Below are 17,045 nucleotides of genomic sequence, written 5' to 3' on the forward strand. Positions count from 1 at the left end.
TCACCAGGCGCAGTTGGTCCGTCTCGGGAGGACGTCATGAAGCATCGCGGCAGACACCGGCGGCGCAGGCGGGGCAGGGCGCTGCGCGCGACCCTGGCCGGGACGGCCCTCGCGCTCACCGCCGCCGCCACCCTGATCAGCGCCTCGCAGGCCACCGTCGCCGATGCTCCCGGAGCGCTCAGGCCGGTCGCGTCCGACGAGGGCGGGCGGCTGCCGCTGGCCGAGCACCGGGTGCCCGGGCGGTGGCTGGACCGGCTGGCGTCGAAGATGGGCCGGCCCGTGGGCGTCGGCACGGTGCTCGAGGGCGCCGACCTCCCGTTGCGGGACGCGGCCCACTGTTCTACGGCCGCGAAGCACAGCCTGCCGGTGGAGCCGGCGGCCACGCGCGCGTACTGCTTCGGCGGCTCCGACACCCGGGGCTGGCGGGCCGGCGCGGTCACCACCTCCGGCGACGCGGACGACGACGGCCGCTGGGGCGGCAACCGCGTGATCCTCTCCGGCTGGACCCGCGGCGCCGCCGGGGGCGGGTCCATGGACGGCCCGGCTCCCGGGCAGGGTCTGGCCAAGGTCGCCTTCGTCGACGCGAACGACTCCGCCCGGCTGCGCTACACCTGGGCCCTGCTGGCCGTCCCGGTGGACGGCGGGCAGGACTACCGGGGCCTCATCTCCCCGCTGTCCGGCATGGTCTGGTACCAGGACAAGCTGCTGGTGACGACCCGCGAGCGCGACCGGGACGCGCTGTACGTGTACGACATGGACCGCATCCAGCGCGCCACCGTCGAGTCCGACGCGGTCGGCCGGGTCCGGGGCGGCTGGGCGGCGCACGGCTACCGGTACGTGCTGCCCGCCGTGGCCTCGTACACCCTGCCCGGCGGTGACGACGTGTCCCGCCCGGCCACCGTCTCCCTGGACCGCAGCACCTCCCCCGACAGTCTGGTCGCGAGCGAGTGGGTGCCCGCGGACGATGACCGGCGCACCCGGCTGTGGCGCTACGCGCTGAGCCGGGACCCGGCCCGCTCGGGCCTGCTCAGCACGGACTCCTCCGGACGGGCGGCCCCGGTCGAGGCGTACGAGACGAAGACGACCGGTGTGCGGGGCGTGCTGGCGCACCGCTCGGGCTGGTATCTGGACCGCACGGCGGGCGACCCGGGCGGTCACGGGACGCTGTGGCGCCAGGACACAAAGGGCGCGCGGGCGACGGAGTGCGGCACGGACGAGACACGGCACTGCTGGAGCGGCGACTCCGGTTCCCTGTCCTACTGGCAGGAGACCGGCGAGGTCTGGTCCCAGTCGGGGCGGACGCTGTTCGCGCTGCCGCTGACGTCGATCGACCGGGCGCTGGACTGACGGGCGCCGCTCGCGGGGACGCCGGGCCGATCGACAGACCGGTGGGCCGGATGATTTTCTGGCCCGTATGACCACCATCGCCGTGACCACTTGGTCCCTGGAGCAGACCGCCCCGACCGACCTGCTGCCGGCCGCCGCGCCGGACGGGGATGTCCGGGTCGTCCGCTCCGAGGTGCCCTCGCCCGAGTTCAGCCGGTACCTGTACGCGTCGGTGGGCGGCGACATCCTCTGGACGGACCGGCTCGGCTGGTCGTACGCGCGGTGGGTGGAGCACCTGGAGCGGCCCGGCGTGGAGACGTGGGTGGCGTACGACCGGGGCACGCCCGCGGGGTACGTGGAGCTGGAGGCGCAGGACGACGCGGTCGTGGAGATCGTGTACTTCGGGCTGCTGCCCGCCTTCCGGGGCCGGCGCATCGGCGGGCACCTGCTGTCGTGCGGTGCGGCCCGGGCCTGGGACCTCGCGGAGCGCTGGGCGGGACTGGCGCCGACGAAGCGGGTCTGGCTGCACACCTGCAGCAAGGACGGCGAGCACGCGATGGACAACTACCTGCGGCGGGGCTTCAAGCTGTTCGACACCAAGGTCGAGGAAGAGGCGGAGGCCGCCGCTCCGGGACCGTGGCCTGGGGCGTTCCCCGTCTGACCTGGACGGACTCCTCAGCGGCGCCCACGATGTGACCCACGACACCCTTGTCTTGCTCTGCGAGACAAGGGTGTCCGCATCTTGGACGAAGCTGGACTGTGTCCAGATCGCCGTGACACGCTTTCGTCATGTCCGGAACTGGAATTGCCTTGGTGAGTCGGCGGCACGTCGACCTCGGCCGCATGTCCAGCGCCATCTGTCCGGCGCACTGAGCGTACTCAGCCCGCGTCCGACATCCCCTTTCTCCTCTTCCTTTCCCGCGCAATGACGCGCACGTATGCCCATGCGCGCACGCGCAGGTCAGAGCCTCCCTCCCGTCACCCGACCGCCACCCCTCAACGACGGCGCTGCGCGCCGCCCCCTACCCATTGCCTGTCCGAAGGACGTATCAACCATGGCCGCCACCCCGCAGAAGCCTGCCGCCGCGACTCCCCGCCGCAAGGTGAGCCGTCACCGCGGTGAGGGCCAGTGGGCCGCGGGGCACTACACCCCGCTGAACGGCAACGAGCAGTTCAAGAAGGACGACGACGGTCTCAATGTGCGGACACGCATTGAGACGATCTACTCCAAGCGGGGCTTCGACTCGATCGACCCGAACGATCTGCGCGGCCGCATGCGCTGGTGGGGGCTGTACACCCAGCGCAAGCCCGGCATCGACGGGGGCAAGACGGCCATTCTGGAGCCGGAGGAGCTGGACGACGAGTACTTCATGCTGCGCGTCCGGATCGACGGCGGGGCACTGACCACGCGGCAGCTGCGGGTCATCGGCGAGATCTCGCAGGAGTTCGCGCGCGGCACCGCCGACATCACGGACCGGCAGAACGTCCAGTACCACTGGATCCGCATCGAGGACGTGCCCGAGATCTGGAACCGGCTGGAGGGCGTGGGCCTGTCGACGGTCACCGCCTGCGGCGACACCCCGCGTGTGATGATCGGCTCGCCGGTGGCGGGCATCGCCGAGGACGAGATCATCGACGCCACCCCGGCACTGGAGGAGATGAAGCGCCGCGTCCTGAACAACCCGGCGTACTCGAACCTCCCCCGCAAGTTCAAGACGGCCATCTCGGGTTCGCCGGTGCTGGACGTGGTGCACGAGATCAACGACGTCGCGTTCGTCGGCGTGAAGCACCCCGAGCACGGCCCGGGCTTCGACGTGTGGGTCGGCGGCGGCCTGTCCACCAACCCCAAGCTGGGCGTGCGTCTGGGCACCTGGGTGTCCATCGACGACGTCCCGGACGTCTACGAGGGCGTCATCTCGATCTTCCGTGACTACGGCTACCGCCGGCTGCGCACCCGCGCCCGCCTGAAGTTCCTCGTCGCGGACTGGGGTCCGGAGAAGTTCCGGCAGGTGCTGGAGGACGAGTACCTGAAGCGCAAGCTGGTGGACGGCCCCGCCCCGGAGCAGCCGTCCCAGCTGTGGCGCGACCACATCGGCGTCCACCGGCAGAAGGACGGCCGGTTCTACGTCGGCTTCGCGCCGCGCGTCGGACGCGTCGACGGCGCGACGATCACCAAGATCGCCGACCTCGCCGAGGCGCACGGCTCGGGCCGGGTGCGCACCACCGTCGAGCAGAAGATGATCGTCCTCGACGTCGAGGAGAACCAGGTCGAGTCGCTCGTCGAGGCGCTGGAGGCGCTCGACCTCACCGCCCGGCCCTCCTCCTTCCGGCGCGGCACCATGGCCTGCACCGGCATCGAGTTCTGCAAGCTCGCCATCGTCGAGACCAAGCAGCGCGGTTCGCAGCTGATCGACGAACTGGAGCGCCGTCTGCCGGACTTCGACGAGCCGCTCACCATCAACCTCAACGGCTGCCCGAACGCCTGCGCCCGTATCCAGGTGGCGGACATCGGTCTCAAGGGCCAGCTCATGCTCAACGACCAGGGCGAGCAGGTCGAGGGCTACCAGGTGCACCTGGGCGGCGCCCTGGGCCTGGAGGCCGGTTTCGGCCGCAAGGTGCGCGGTCTGAAGGTCACCTCCGAGGAACTCCCGGACTACGTCGAGCGCGTCCTGAGGCGGTTCCAGGCCGAGCGCGAGGACGGCGAGCGGTTCGCCGCCTGGGCGTCGCGGGCCAGCGAGGAGGCCCTGTCGTGAGCGAGCGGGCGGCACCGTTCTACTGCCCCTACTGCGGCGACGAGGACCTGCGTCCGAGCGAGGCCGCCGAGGGCAGGCACGGCGCGTGGGAATGCGCGGCGTGCAGCCGGGCCTTTCAGCTGAAGTTCCTCGGGCTGCTGGCCCAGGGGCTGAAGCGATCCGATTCCGGAGGGGCACAGATATGACGACCGTTCAGGAAGAGCGCACTGCCGAGGAATTGAAGCGGCTCGCCGAGCGGGCGGGCCGTGAGCTGGAGGACGCCTCCGCGCTGGAGATCCTCCAGTGGGCGGCGGAGACGTTCGGCAAGCGCTTCTGCGTGACCTCCTCGATGGAGGACGCGGTGGTCGCCCACCTCGCCTCCCGCGCCATGCCCGGCGTCGACGTGGTCTTCCTCGACACCGGTTACCACTTCGAGGAGACCATCGGCACCCGCGACGCGGTCGAGGCCGTGATGGACGTCAACCTCATCACGCTCACCCCCGTTCAGACGGTCGCCGAGCAGGACGCCGAGTACGGCCCGAAGCTGCACGACCGCGACCCCGACCTGTGCTGCAAGCTGCGCAAGGTGCAGCCGCTGGAGCAGGGCCTGAAGGGCTACCAGGCGTGGGCGACCGGTCTGCGCCGCGACGAGTCCCCGACCCGGGCGAACACCCCGGTGGTCGGCTGGGACGAGAAGCGGCGGAAGGTCAAGATCTCGCCGATCGCCCGCTGGACCCAGGACGACGTGGACGCGTACGTCACCGAGCACGGCGTCCTGACGAACCCCCTGCTGATGGACGGCTACGCCTCCGTCGGCTGCGCCCCCTGCACCCGCCGCGTCCTGGAGGGCGAGGACGCGCGCGCCGGCCGCTGGGCGGGCCGCAGCAAGACCGAGTGCGGGCTGCACGGATGACGACGACGATTCAGGAGAGTGACGTGACGACCGGAGCCACCGTCTGGCTCACGGGTCTGCCGAGCGCCGGCAAGACCACGATCGCCTACGAACTGGCCGGCCGGCTCCGCGAGGAGGGCCACCGGGTCGAGGTGCTCGACGGCGACGAGATCCGCGAGTTCATCTCGGCGGGCCTCGGCTTCAGCCGCGAGGACCGGCACACCAACGTGCAGCGCATCGGCTTCGTCGCCGAGCTGCTCGCCCGCAACGGCGTGCTGGCCCTCGTCCCGGTCATCGCGCCCTACCAGGACAGCCGGGACGCGGTGCGCAAGCGCCACCAGGCGAACGGCACGGCGTATGTCGAGGTGCACGTGGCCACGCCGGTCGAGGTGTGCAGCGAGCGGGACGTGAAGGGTCTGTACGCCAAGCAGGCCGCGGGTGAGCTCTCGGGGCTCACCGGTGTCGACGACCCGTACGAGGCGCCCGAGTCGCCCGATCTGCGCATCGAGTCGCAGAACCAGACCGTGCAGGAGTCCGCGGCTTCCGTGTACGCCCTGCTGACCGAAAGGGGACTGGCATGACGACCGTCGCCACCGTTTCCGAGGAGACCGACAGCCCGTACGCGCTGTCGCACCTCGACGCCCTCGAGTCCGAGGCGGTGCACATCTTCCGCGAGGTGGCGGGCGAGTTCGAGCGGCCGGTGATCCTCTTCTCCGGCGGCAAGGACTCCATCGTCATGCTGCACCTGGCGCTGAAGGCCTTCCGCCCGGCGTCGGTGCCCTTCTCGCTGCTGCACGTGGACACCGGGCACAACTTCCCCGAGGTCCTCGACTACCGCGACCGCACGGTCGAGAAGCACGGGCTGCGGCTGCACGTCGCCTCGGTGCAGGACTACATCGACCGCGGTGTGCTCAAGGAGCGCCCGGACGGCACCCGCAACCCGCTCCAGACGCTGCCGCTGACCGAGAAGATCCAGGCGGAGAAGTTCGACGCCGTCTTCGGCGGCGGCCGCCGCGACGAGGAGAAGGCCCGGGCCAAGGAGCGGGTGTTCTCCCTGCGCGACGAGTTCTCCCAGTGGGACCCGCGCCGCCAGCGCCCGGAGCTGTGGAACCTGTACAACGGCCGGCACGCGCCGGGCGAGCACGTCCGCGTGTTCCCGCTGTCCAACTGGACCGAGCTGGACGTGTGGCAGTACATCGCCCGCGAGGGCATCGAACTGCCCGAGATCTACTACGCGCACGAGCGCGAGGTGTTCTCCCGCGCCGGCATGTGGCTGACCGCCGGCGAGTGGGGCGGACCGAAGGACGGCGAGACCGTCGAGAAGCGGCTCGTGCGCTACCGGACCGTGGGTGACATGTCCTGCACCGGCGCGGTGGACTCCGACGCCGACACCATCGAGAAGGTGATCGTGGAGATCGCCGCCTCCCGGCTCACCGAGCGCGGCGCCACCCGCGCCGACGACAAGATGTCCGAGGCCGCGATGGAAGACCGCAAGCGCGAGGGGTACTTCTAGAGATGAGCACGATCACGACCGAGGAACTCTCGGAAACCACCCTCCTGCGGTTCGCCACCGCCGGTTCCGTCGACGACGGCAAGTCCACCCTCGTCGGGCGGCTGCTGCACGACTCCAAGTCGGTCCTCACCGACCAGCTGGAGGCGGTGGAGCGCGTCTCCGCGAGCCGCGGCCAGGAGGCCCCGGACCTCGCGCTGCTGACGGACGGCCTGCGGGCCGAGCGGGAGCAGGGCATCACGATCGACGTGGCGTACCGCTACTTCGCCACGCCCCGGCGGCGGTTCATCCTCGCCGACACCCCGGGCCATGTGCAGTACACGCGCAACATGGTGACCGGCGCCTCCACCGCCGAGCTGACGGTGATCCTGGTCGACGCCCGCAACGGCGTCGTCGAGCAGACCCGCCGGCACGCGGCCATCGCCGCCCTGCTGCGCGTCCCGCACGCGGTCCTCGCCGTCAACAAGATGGACCTCGTGGGCTACGACGAGAAGGTGTTCGCGGCGATCGCCGAGGAGTTCACGGCGTACGCGACCGAACTGGGCGTCCCCGAGGTCACCGCCATCCCGATCTCGGCGCTCGTCGGCGACAACGTCGTGGAGCCTTCCGCGAACATGGACTGGTACGGCGGCCCGACCGTGCTGGAGCACCTGGAGACGGTCCCGGTCGCGCACGACCTGAGCCACTGCCACGCCCGGCTGCCCGTGCAGTACGTGATCCGCCCGCAGAGCCCGGACCACCCGGACTACCGCGGCTACGCCGGTCAGATCGCGGCCGGTTCCTTCCACGTCGGCGAGTCCGTCACGGTGCTGCCGTCCGGCCGGGCCTCGAAGATCGCCGGTATCGACCTGCTCGGCGAGCCGGTCGAGGTGGCCTGGACGACGCAGTCGGTGACCCTCCTGCTGGAGGACGACATCGACATCTCGCGCGGCGACCTGATCGTGCCGAGCAAGGACGCGCCCGCGACCACGCAGGACATCGAGGCGACCGTCTGCCATGTCGCCGACGCCCCGCTGACGGTCGGGCACCGGGTGCTGCTCAAGCACGGCACCCGCACGGTCAAGGCGATCGTCAAGGACATCCCGTCCCGCCTCACGCTCGACGACCTGTCCCTGCACCCGCACCCGGGACAGCTCGTCGCCAACGACATCGGCCGGGTGAAGATCCGTACCGCCGAGCCGCTGCCGGTCGACTCCTACGCCGACTCGCGCCGCACCGGCTCGTTCATCCTGATCGACCCGAACGACGGCACCACCCTCACCGCCGGCATGGTCGGCGAGTCCTTCGCGGCTCCGGAGCCGGTCAAGGACGAGTCCGAGGACGACGGGTGGGACTTCTGACATGACCTCCCCCGACTTCTACTCGATGTTCGCCAAGGAGGGCGGCCGCGTCGGCAGCGGTGCTCTCGGCAGCGGGCAGGGCGGAGTGGCGCGATGTGTGTGCTGACGTACGCGCACTGCCTGCGCGCCCTCACCCCCCACCGCCGTAGACGAAAACCTGCCGACCTCCCGGCCACGACCTGAGAGACCGTGACCGCCGGGCCTCCGAGAGGACCACCTCCCGTGCCTGCTTCATCCGCTCTTCGCCGCAGTTTCGCGGTCATCGCCGCACTTCCCCTGCTCACGCTGGCCGCCTGCGGCTACGGCTCCCAGGCCAAGGACGACGGCGCCGCCAAGGTCGCCGCCGGGGCGAAGAAGATCGACGGTCTCGACAGCGTCAAGATCGGCTACTTCGGCAATCTGACCCACGGAACCGCGCTGGTAGGCCTGCAGAAGGGCTTCTTCCAGAAGGCTCTCGGCGCCACGAGGGTCGATCCCGCGATCTTCAACGCCGGCCCGTCCGAGATCGAGGCGCTCAACTCCGAGTCCATCGACATCGGCTGGATCGGTCCCTCCCCCGCGATCAACGGTTACACCAAGGCGGCCGGCAAGAACCTGCGCATCATCGGCGGTTCGGCGTCCGGCGGCGTGAAGCTGGTCGTCAACCCGGACAGGATCAAGTCGCTGAAGGACGTCAAGGGCAAGCGGATCGCGACCCCGCAGCTCGGCAACACGCAGGACGTGGCGTTCCTCAACTGGGCGGCCGACCAGGGCTGGAAGGTCGACCCGCAGAGCGGCAAGGGCGACGTCACGGTCGTCCGCAGCGACAACAAGGTCACTCCGGACGCCTACAAGGCCGGGTCCGTCGACGGCGCCTGGGTGCCGGAGCCGACCGCGTCGAAGCTGGTCGCCGAGGGCGGCAAGGTGCTGCTCGACGAGGCGTCGCTGTGGCCGGACAAGAAGTTCGTGATCACGAACATCATCGTGCGGCAGGAGTTCCTCGAGAAGCACCCGAAGGTCGTCGAGGCCGTGCTGAAGGGCTCGGTCGACACCAACAAGTGGATCAACGCCAACCCGGACGCGGCGAAGGCGGCGGCGAACAAGCAGCTGGAGGCCGACTCCGGCAAGGCGCTGCCGGCCGATGTGCTGGACCCGGCGTGGAAGTCGATCCAGTTCACCGACGACCCGCTGGCCTCCACCCTCAACACCGAGGCCGAGCACGCGGTGAAGGCGGGGCTGCTCGAGAAGCCGGACCTGAAGGGCATCTACGACCTCGTTCCGCTGAACAAGGTCCTGAAGGCCGAGGGCGAGCCCACGGTCGACGACGCCGGCCTCGGCGTGAAGTAAGCCCGCGTCCCGAAGCCGCATTGTGAAGAGTTCCCAGGAGGTGACGACCATGGCCACGACCCTCGCCAAGGCCGCCGACGGCACCGGGTCGGCCACGCACGCCGCCCGGATCGACCACGTGTCGAAGTCGTTCGCGGGCCCCGCCGGGCAGCAGCTCGTCCTGGACGACATCACCCTCGATGTCGCGCCCGGCGAGTTCGTCACCCTCCTGGGGGCCTCGGGCTGCGGCAAGTCCACGCTGCTCAACCTGGTGGCGGGCCTGGATCGCCCCACCGCCGGCGAGATCGCCACGGACGGCCGCCCGGCGCTGATGTTCCAGGAGCACGCGCTGTTCCCGTGGCTGACCGCGGGCAAGAACATCGAACTCGCCCTGAAGCTGCGGGGTGTGCCGAAGACCGAGCGCCGCGAGCGTGCCGAGGAGCTGCTCGAACTGGTGCGGCTGAAGGGCGCGTACGGCAAGCGGGTGCACGAGCTGTCGGGCGGGATGCGTCAGCGCGTCGCGCTGGCCCGTGCGCTCGCGCAGGAGAGCAAGCTGCTGCTGATGGACGAGCCGTTCGCGGCGCTGGACGCCATCACGCGGGACGTGCTGCACGACGAGCTGACCCGCATCTGGCGCGAGACCCAGTTGTCCGTCCTGTTCGTCACGCACAACGTGCGCGAGGCGGTCCGGCTCGCGCAGCGCGTGGTGCTGCTGTCCTCCCGTCCGGGGCGGATCGCCCGCGAGTGGACCGTGGGCATTCCGCATCCGCGTCGCATCGAGGACACCGCCGTGGCGGAGCTGTCCGTCGAGATCACCGAAGAACTGCGTGGGGAGATCCGCCGTCATGGCCAGCACTGATTCGACGACCGTCGCCAAGGACGGCAGCGATCTCGCCGGACTGGAGGCGGGCCTCGACGCGCTGGAGTCGAGGCAGACGCTCCGCACGCCGTTCCGGCAGACGTTGACCGAGAAGATCCTGCCGCCCGTCCTCGCCGTCGCGCTGGTGCTGGCGCTCTGGCAGGCGCTCGTCTCGTTCAAGGTCGTCGACGACCCGACCAAGCTGCCCGCTCCGTCCGCGGTGTGGGACGTCGTGCAGACGGCGTGGCTCCAGGGCGAGTTGCTCGGCTACATCTGGACCAGCGTCTCGCGCGGTCTGCTCGGCTTCTGCCTCGCCCTGCTGATCGGCACGCCGCTGGGACTGATCGTCGCCCGGGTGAAGTTCATCCGCGCGGCGATCGGCCCGATCCTGTCGGGTCTGCAGTCCCTGCCGTCGGTCGCCTGGGTGCCGCCGGCGGTGATCTGGCTGGGTCTGAACAACTCGATGATGTACGCGGTGATCCTGCTGGGCGCGGTCCCGTCGATCGCCAACGGCCTGGTCTCCGGCGTCGACCAGGTGCCCCCGCTGTTCCTGCGCGCGGGCCGCACGCTCGGCGCGACGGGTCTGAAGGGCACCTGGCACATCGTCCTTCCGGCCGCCCTGCCCGGTTATGTGGCGGGCCTGAAGCAGGGCTGGGCCTTCTCCTGGCGCTCCCTGATGGCCGCCGAGATCATCGCGTCCTTCCCCGACCTCGGCGTGGGCCTCGGCCAGCTGCTGGAGAACGGCCGTAACGCCAGCGACATGGCCATGGTGTTCGAGGCGATCCTCCTGATCCTCATCGTCGGCATCGCCATCGACCTGCTCATCTTCAGCCCGCTGGAGCGGTGGGTGCTGCGCAGCCGCGGCCTCCTGGTGAAGAACTGACGCCCATGATCGACAAGCCCGTTCTCCTCGTCATCGCCCACGGCAGCCGCGACCCGCGCCACGCCGCGACGGTGCACGCCCTGGTGCGCCGGGTGCGCGCACAGCGCCCCGACGTGCGGGTGGAGACGGGCTTCCTGGACTTCAACGTCCCCTCCGTGCAGGGGGTCCTGGAGTCCCTGGCGGTGCAGGGCGTCCGCGACGTCGTCGCCCTGCCCCTCCTCCTCACCCGGGCGTTCCACGCGAAGGCCGACATTCCCGCGGTCCTCGCGGACGCGTCCCCGCAGCTCCGCATCCACCTGGCGGACGTCCTGGGCCCCTCCCCCCTCCTCCTCGCGGCCCTGGAACGACGCCTGTACGAGGCGGGCCTGGCCCCCGCCGACAAGTCCTCGACCGGGGTCGTGCTGGCCTCGGCGGGGTCCACCGACCCGGAGGCGATCGCAGTGATCGCAGCAATCGCGCGGGAGTGGCGGCACACCGGCTGGTGCGCCGTGCGGCCTGCGTTCGCCTCCGCCGGTTCTCCCGCGGGGTTCCCCCGCACCGAGGACGCCGTCCGCGAACTGCGCGCCCTGGGGTGCTCGCGCGTCGCCGTCGCGCCCTACGTCCTGGCCCCCGGCTTCCTCCCGGACCGCATCGCCCGGGGCGCGGCGGAGGCGGACGTCCTGGCGGACGTCCTGGGCCCGGCGCCGGAGGTGGCGCGGGTGGTGCTGGAACGGTACGAGGCGGCACGGGTGCCGCTGCTCGCAGCGGTGAGCGCCTGACCTCAGCCGGCCGGCGGGGCGGGTTCCGAACGGGCCCGGCTCGAAGCCGTCAGGGCGGGAATCCGGTCGCGGTGCCCCTCACGCCGCCGTCTCCTCGTGCGGCTGGGGCTGGAGGGCGAAGGAGTACGGGGCCCACGGGCCGCTGATCTCCACGCGGAGGCCGGGGACGCCCCGGGCGGCCGCGAGGATGCCCGTGCGGAAGGCGGCGACCCGGTCCTTCGGGACGAGGTAGGCGTCGTTGCCGATGTTGGTGCCGGGGGCCGAGCCCGCGAGGCTGCCGCGTTCGGGGGTGTGGGCGACGCGGTCGACGGCGAGGGCGCCGGCCGTGTCGGTGAGGTGGGCGGCGGCCAGGGCGACCGTGCGCCAGGCGTCGTCGTTCCGGCGTTGTCTGCGGCGGCGGATCACCTGGTAGGCGCGGCCGACTCCGAGGCCGGTGACCGGGTCCTGTTCGGGCTCGGTGCCGCTTTCGGGCGGGGTGATGTCCGGGGTGGCGTAGATCTTGACGCCGAGTTCGACGTGGCCCGTGAGGCGGTCGAGCAGGGACAGGAAGTAGCCGCGGCGGGTGTCGAGGGCCTGCCGGGCGGTGTCCTCGTCGCGGTAGACGGTGGCCAGGCGCAGGGGAAGCACGGCGGTGCCGGAGGCGACCAGGGCGGCCACCACGGCGTGGTGGGAGCGGACGGTGGACTCCAGCCAGTCGAGGTCGTCGAGGTGGGCCTGGAGGGGGGCGTCGGCGTAGTCGGCGGGCGGGACGTGGCCGACGGCGAAGGCGAGCTGGGGGCCGGTGACCGCCGGGGTGACCAGGTGGATGGGCTCTCCGGCGACACCGCGCAGGTGGGCGGTCGCCGCCGCGGCCTCCGGGGTGCGGCGCAGGACCGCGTAGGCGTAGACGAGGTTCGTGTCGCTCATGACTGCGGGCTCCTGTCGGTGGCCGTGCGATTCCTCTCGCGAGACTCCGTTCTCGTGCCGTCCCTCCGTCCGTAGGTACGGAGGTGGCGGCGGAGGTGTTCACATGAACGGCGACCGGGTTGACCTTGCCCCTGGGGCAGGGCCGAGGGTCCCGGCATGAACGAGGACTTCTCTCTGCGCCAGACGCCGTACAGCGATCCCGGGGAACTCGACACGGGGGTGCTGCCCCGCGAGCCGCGCCGGCTGGCCGCGATGGTCAGGGGCCTGGTCGTCCACCGGGGCGAGGGCGGGCTCTTCGGGTACACCGTGCCCGAGGAACGGCTGCACCACGACGCCGAGTCCCGGTACGTCACGGAGATCCTGCGGATCCTGCGGGAGCGCGGTGACACCCCGCTCACCGAACGGCGGGCGCCCGCCGCGAGGTTCGTGGGGACCTGCCGGGACTTCTCGCTCCTGCTGTGCTCGCTGCTGCGGGCCACGGGGACACCGGCGCGTGTGCGCTGCGGGTTCGCCACCTACTTCGCCGACGGCTGGTACGAGGACCACTGGGTCACGGAGTACCGTGCGCCGGACGGTGTTCCGCGGCTGGCCGACGCCCAGGTCCACGACGGGTACGGCGTGCCGTTCGACCCGATGGACGTGCCGCGGGACGCCTTCCTGGTGGCCGGTGACGTCTGGCGGGCCTGTCGGCAGGGGCGCGTGGACCCCGAGACGTGCGGTGTGAGCTCCGTGGAAGAACTGCGGGGCCTGTGGTTCGTGCGCGGCAACGTGCTGCGCGACCTGGCCGCGCTGAACGGCGTCGAGCTGCTCCCCTGGGACGGCTGGGGCCCGGGGCTCCGCAAGGGCGCGCCCCTCACCGACGACGACCTCGCGGCGGCCGACGCGGTCGCCGCGGCCCGCTCCGAGGACGACCGGCGGCGGCTCTTCGCGGATCCGCGGCTGACCGTGCCGGCCGAGATCACGTCGTACGCGCCCTACCTCGGGGAGCGCCGCGTCATGTTGCCCGTTCGCTGAACGGGGTCGCCTGGTGGAACCAGAGCAGCCAGCGGCCCTCCGTGCGCCGCCACAGCGAACTGCGGTGGGCGCGGCTGCCGTCGTACTCCGTGTCGTAGGTGAGGTGGACCAGGTCCGGGGCGAGCTGGACGCCTCTCAGCGCGGAGACGGCGACGGGCCGGACCCCCGGCTCGGTGGTCGCGGCCAGGGAGGCGATGATCGCGGCCCGGCTCCAGTGCCGGCCGGAGGCGCCGAACTCGTGGAAGTCGGGGTGCAGCAGCGCCCCGACCCGCTCGGGCGAACGGCGGACCTTCGGGGTGAGCAGGGCCAGTTCGCCCTCCATCGCCGACTCCACGGCCGGGTTGTGTTCAGGCACCCGTCATCTCCACCAGCTTGACGACGGTGTTCCAGTTGCGGGTCGTGGCGATCACGCCCTTGTTGATGCGCGGTTTCGACAGCTGTTCGGCCAGCTTGGAGCGGCCCAGGCCGTTCGGGGCGTACAGGTACAGGGCCCGGTCGCCGAGGCGGAACTCCTCGGGGAGAAAGGCCTCCTGGTCGATCTCCGCGAAGCGGTCGGCGGTGACGGGCGCGGAGAAGTAGGTCACGTGGAGTTGCTTGGCCTCCAGGTCCGCGGCCGGGAACGGGCAGGCGTCGGCGATCGCCCGCAGATAGGCGTGGTCCCGCACGATCAGGTCGACGGCGAAGCCGAAGCGCTTCTCGACGGCCCGCGCGATCTCCCCGGTCAGGGACTCCTCGTCCCCGTGGCCGGAGGAGAACACGGCCTGGCCGCTCTGCAGGTATGTACGGACGTCGTCGAGGCCGAGGCCGGCCAGGAGCGTGCGCAGGTCGGCCATGGGGACCTTCCTGCTGCCGCCCACGTTGATTCCGCGCAGCAGGGCCGCGTATGTCGTCGTCATCCGCTCACGATAGGCGGCCGTCGTGCCCCGTGGGGGTGGGCACGACGGCCGCGGCGGGCAGCTGCCCGGCCCCGTAAATTACTCACCGGTCTTCGCGGGGCACAACCGTCTGCTCAGGATCCACACACCCGGGGAGCCCGATATGTCTCCCGATAGGTGTAAGGGACCACAGTCCGTGGCGGTCCTCCCCAGTGGGGAGGGGGCTCGGTCCGTGGGGATGAGGTGCGGCCCCGCCACTTCACCGGCCAGCACGACGAGATGGCCTTATCCGGCCCATACCTTCGAAACGGAAGGGGGCGGCAGGGGGTCGCCACCGCATCACGAGGGGGCAGGCCCGTCATGGGGAACGGAGACATACGGGTGCGGGGACTCGCCGCCCGGGCCGGCGGCTGGAGCGCCCGGCACCGATGGGCCGCCGTCGGCATCTGGGTGCTGTTCGTCGTCCTGGCGATGGGGCTCGGTTCGGCAGCGGGCCGGGTCGACGTCAAGGACAGCGACCAGCTGAAGGGCGAGACGCACACCGCCGCGCGGATCATCGAGGACGCCGGGATCGACGAGCCGGCCAGTGAGACGGTTCTGATCCAGGCGAAGGGCGGTGGCCTGAAGGCGACGGACGCCGAGTTCCGGGACGCCGTGGGCGCCGTCGTGCGGGCGGTCGAGGGGACGGGCCGGGTCACCGAGGTGACCTCGCCGTACGACACGAAGACGATCTCGAAGGACGGCCGCAGCGCGCTCGTGCAGTTCGACGTGCGCGGCGAGCCGGACACCGCCGGCGAGCGGATCGAGCCGGTGCTGAAGGCCGTCGAGGGCGTCCAGGAGGACCACGCGTCGCTGCGGATCGAGGAGATCGGCGGCGCCAGCATGATGAAGACGTTCGACGACGCGTTCGGCGACGACTTCAAGAAGGCCGAGTACTCCGCCGTGCCGGTGGCCCTCGGCATTCTGCTCATCGCGTTCGGCGCGCTGGTCGCGGCGCTGCTGCCGGTGGCGCTCGCGGTCACCGCGATCATGGCGACGATGGGCCTCATGGGCGTCGTCAGCCACGTCATGCCGATGAGCGAGACCGCCAACTCCGTGATGCTGCTGGTCGGTATGGCGGTCGGCGTCGACTACTGCCTGTTCTATCTGCGCCGCGAGCGCGAGGAGCGCGAGGCCGGCCGGGACGCGCGGACGGCCCTCAGGATCGCCGCCGCGACCAGTGGCCGGGCGATCGTCGTCTCGGGTGTCACGGTGTGCGTGGCGATGGCGGGCATGCTGTTCACCGGGCTCGCCGAGTTCGAGGCGATGGGTCTGGCCTCGCTGATGGTGGTGGCCGTGGCGATGGTGGGCTCCGTGACGGTGCTGCCCGCGCTGCTGTCGCTGCTGGGCGAGCGCGTCGAGAAGGGCCGCCTGCCGTTCCTGCGGCGGCGCAAGCGGGGCGGCGGCAGCCAGGACAGCCGGTTCTGGACGGCCGTGCTGCGGCGCGTCCTCGCCAAGCCGGTGATCGCCGTCGTCGTGGCGGCCGGTGCGCTGCTGGCCATCACGGCTCCCGCGCTCGGCATGAAGACGCAACAGTTCACCCTGGACCAGGAGTTCGGCGACTCGCTGCCCATCGTGCAAACGTACAACCGGCTCAACGACGCCTTCCCGGGCGGCTCCGAGCCGGCCGAGGTGATCGTCAAGGCGGACGACATCAACGCGCCCGAGGTGAAGTCCGCACTCGCCGACTTCCGCGAGCGGGCGATCAGTTCGGGCGCCTCGCGCGGGCCGGTGGAGATCAAGCTGCACGACGCGCAGAACGTCGCGTTCGTCTACGTCCCGCTGGTCGGCGGCTCCGACCAGGACAAGGCGGGTGCGAGCCTGGACAAGCTGCGCGACGAGGTGCGTCCGGCCACGCTCGGCAAGGTCGACGGCGTCGAGGCGCCCATCACCGGGCAGGTGGCCGGTTCCAAGGACTTCAACGACCAGCTGGCGGGCGCCGTCGTCCCGGTGTTCGCGTTCGTCGTGGTCTTCGCCTTCGCGCTGATGCTGCTGTCGTTCCGCTCGCTGACCATCGCGGTCACGTCGATCGTGCTGAACCTGCTGTCGGTGGGCGCCGCGTACGGCATCCTCGTCGCCGTCTTCCAGCACGGCTGGGGCGCGTCCCTGGTGGGCGCGGAGGGTGTCGGCGCCATCATCACCTGGCTGCCGCTGTTCCTCTTCGTGATCCTGTTCGGCCTGTCGATGGACTACCACGTGTTCGTGGTCTCCCGGATCCGTGAGGCACGGCTGCGGGGCCTGGCGACGAGGGACGCGATCCGGCACGGCGTGGTCACCACGGCCGGGGTGGTCACCAGTGCCGCGGTCATCATGGTCGCCGTGTTCGCGATCTTCGGGACGCTGTCCATGCAGTCCATGAAGCAGATGGGTGTCGGCCTCGCGGCCGCGGTGCTCATCGACGCCACGGTCATCCGGGGCGTGCTGCTGCCGGCGGTGATGGCGCTGCTCGGCGAGCGCAACTGGTACCTGCCGAAGTGGCTGCACCGGCTGCCGGACCTCACGCACGACGAGGCGCCGCAGGCGATCGCCAAACCGGCGGCGCGGGACGACGAGGGCGAGCCCCTCAAGGTCTGACCGCCACCGCCGCACGAAGGGCCCGTCGGTTC

18 protein-coding genes are annotated in these 17,045 nt (G+C 71.2%); 15 read left to right on the forward strand and 3 right to left on the reverse strand.

Annotated features, from left to right (window positions below; genetic code table 11):
* The first annotated feature begins 36 nt into the window (after positions 1-36).
* The 13 genes from ACFY9E_RS05580 to ACFY9E_RS05640 all read left to right on the forward strand — a co-directional run bounded on the left by ACFY9E_RS05580 (position 37) and on the right by ACFY9E_RS05640 (position 11,605).
* Positions 37-1,347: a hypothetical protein gene (locus ACFY9E_RS05580; protein ID WP_390979571.1), complete on the forward strand. Its 1,311-nt coding sequence runs from the start codon at positions 37-39 to the stop codon at positions 1,345-1,347.
* Positions 1,348-1,414: 67 nt separating this feature from the next.
* Positions 1,415-1,987, forward strand: coding sequence for a GNAT family N-acetyltransferase (locus ACFY9E_RS05585; protein WP_390979573.1), 573 nt, complete (start codon positions 1,415-1,417; stop codon positions 1,985-1,987).
* 128 nt (positions 1,988-2,115) lie between these two features.
* Positions 2,116-2,199 (forward strand): putative leader peptide, encoded by an 84-nt coding sequence (locus ACFY9E_RS05590; RefSeq protein ID WP_311241247.1) that lies wholly within the window; start codon positions 2,116-2,118, stop codon positions 2,197-2,199.
* Positions 2,200-2,381: 182 nt separating this feature from the next.
* The gene (locus ACFY9E_RS05595; RefSeq protein ID WP_390979575.1) at positions 2,382-4,079 is read left to right on the forward strand and encodes a nitrite/sulfite reductase; all 1,698 of its coding nucleotides are present in this window, start codon (positions 2,382-2,384) and stop codon (positions 4,077-4,079) included.
* Positions 4,076-4,264 (forward strand): hypothetical protein, encoded by a 189-nt coding sequence (locus ACFY9E_RS05600; protein ID WP_390979577.1) that lies wholly within the window; start codon positions 4,076-4,078, stop codon positions 4,262-4,264. Before ACFY9E_RS05595 ends, ACFY9E_RS05600 begins: the two co-directional genes overlap by 4 nt.
* A complete protein-coding gene (locus ACFY9E_RS05605) occupies positions 4,261-4,971 on the forward strand; it encodes a phosphoadenylyl-sulfate reductase (protein WP_390979579.1) in 711 nt (236 codons plus the stop codon). Before ACFY9E_RS05600 ends, ACFY9E_RS05605 begins: the two co-directional genes overlap by 4 nt.
* A 23-nt stretch (positions 4,972-4,994) precedes the next feature.
* On the forward strand, positions 4,995-5,531 hold the full coding sequence (cysC, locus tag ACFY9E_RS05610) for an adenylyl-sulfate kinase (RefSeq protein ID WP_283971681.1): 537 nt from the start codon (positions 4,995-4,997) through the stop codon (positions 5,529-5,531).
* Positions 5,528-6,463, forward strand: coding sequence for a sulfate adenylyltransferase subunit CysD (gene cysD, locus ACFY9E_RS05615; RefSeq protein WP_390979581.1), 936 nt, complete (start codon positions 5,528-5,530; stop codon positions 6,461-6,463). Before cysC ends, cysD begins: the two co-directional genes overlap by 4 nt.
* Before the next feature lie 2 nt (positions 6,464-6,465).
* Positions 6,466-7,800 (forward strand): GTP-binding protein, encoded by a 1,335-nt coding sequence (locus tag ACFY9E_RS05620; RefSeq protein ID WP_390979583.1) that lies wholly within the window; start codon positions 6,466-6,468, stop codon positions 7,798-7,800.
* Positions 7,801-8,022: 222 nt separating this feature from the next.
* Positions 8,023-9,126 (forward strand): aliphatic sulfonate ABC transporter substrate-binding protein, encoded by a 1,104-nt coding sequence (locus ACFY9E_RS05625; protein ID WP_390979585.1) that lies wholly within the window; start codon positions 8,023-8,025, stop codon positions 9,124-9,126.
* Positions 9,127-9,175: 49 nt separating this feature from the next.
* The gene (locus ACFY9E_RS05630) at positions 9,176-9,964 is read left to right on the forward strand and encodes an ATP-binding cassette domain-containing protein (protein ID WP_390979587.1); all 789 of its coding nucleotides are present in this window, start codon (positions 9,176-9,178) and stop codon (positions 9,962-9,964) included.
* The gene (locus ACFY9E_RS05635; protein ID WP_390979589.1) at positions 9,951-10,847 is read left to right on the forward strand and encodes an ABC transporter permease subunit; all 897 of its coding nucleotides are present in this window, start codon (positions 9,951-9,953) and stop codon (positions 10,845-10,847) included. Before ACFY9E_RS05630 ends, ACFY9E_RS05635 begins: the two co-directional genes overlap by 14 nt.
* Before the next feature lie 5 nt (positions 10,848-10,852).
* Complete coding sequence (locus tag ACFY9E_RS05640) at positions 10,853-11,605, forward strand: CbiX/SirB N-terminal domain-containing protein (protein ID WP_390979591.1); 753 nt, start codon at positions 10,853-10,855, stop codon at positions 11,603-11,605.
* Positions 11,606-11,683: 78 nt separating this feature from the next.
* Here the strand turns inward: ACFY9E_RS05640 and ACFY9E_RS05645 are convergent, their stop codons facing one another.
* Positions 11,684-12,511: a GvpL/GvpF family gas vesicle protein gene (locus ACFY9E_RS05645; RefSeq protein WP_390979593.1), complete on the reverse strand. Its 828-nt coding sequence runs from the start codon at positions 12,509-12,511 to the stop codon at positions 11,684-11,686.
* A 156-nt stretch (positions 12,512-12,667) separates the two neighbouring features.
* Between ACFY9E_RS05645 and ACFY9E_RS05650 the strand changes: the two genes are divergently transcribed.
* A complete protein-coding gene (locus ACFY9E_RS05650; protein WP_390979595.1) occupies positions 12,668-13,525 on the forward strand; it encodes a transglutaminase domain-containing protein in 858 nt (285 codons plus the stop codon).
* On the opposite strand, the gene ACFY9E_RS05655 is transcribed toward ACFY9E_RS05650, so the two are convergent.
* Together ACFY9E_RS05655 and ACFY9E_RS05660 are read right to left on the reverse strand one after the other, a co-directional pair.
* Positions 13,506-13,880, reverse strand: coding sequence for a DUF4440 domain-containing protein (locus ACFY9E_RS05655; protein ID WP_390979597.1), 375 nt, complete (start codon positions 13,878-13,880; stop codon positions 13,506-13,508). The genes ACFY9E_RS05650 and ACFY9E_RS05655 overlap by 20 nt on opposite strands.
* Positions 13,873-14,421 (reverse strand): DUF1697 domain-containing protein, encoded by a 549-nt coding sequence (locus ACFY9E_RS05660; protein WP_390979599.1) that lies wholly within the window; start codon positions 14,419-14,421, stop codon positions 13,873-13,875. Before ACFY9E_RS05660 ends, ACFY9E_RS05655 begins: the two co-directional genes overlap by 8 nt.
* A 339-nt stretch (positions 14,422-14,760) precedes the next feature.
* On the opposite strand from ACFY9E_RS05660, the gene ACFY9E_RS05665 reads away from it, so the two are divergent.
* Positions 14,761-17,013: an MMPL family transporter gene (locus ACFY9E_RS05665; RefSeq protein ID WP_390979601.1), complete on the forward strand. Its 2,253-nt coding sequence runs from the start codon at positions 14,761-14,763 to the stop codon at positions 17,011-17,013.
* Positions 17,014-17,045 lie beyond the last annotated feature (32 nt).

Source organism: Streptomyces sp. NPDC012466, from assembly GCF_042955215.1.
Lineage (GTDB): Bacteria > Actinomycetota > Actinomycetes > Streptomycetales > Streptomycetaceae > Streptomyces.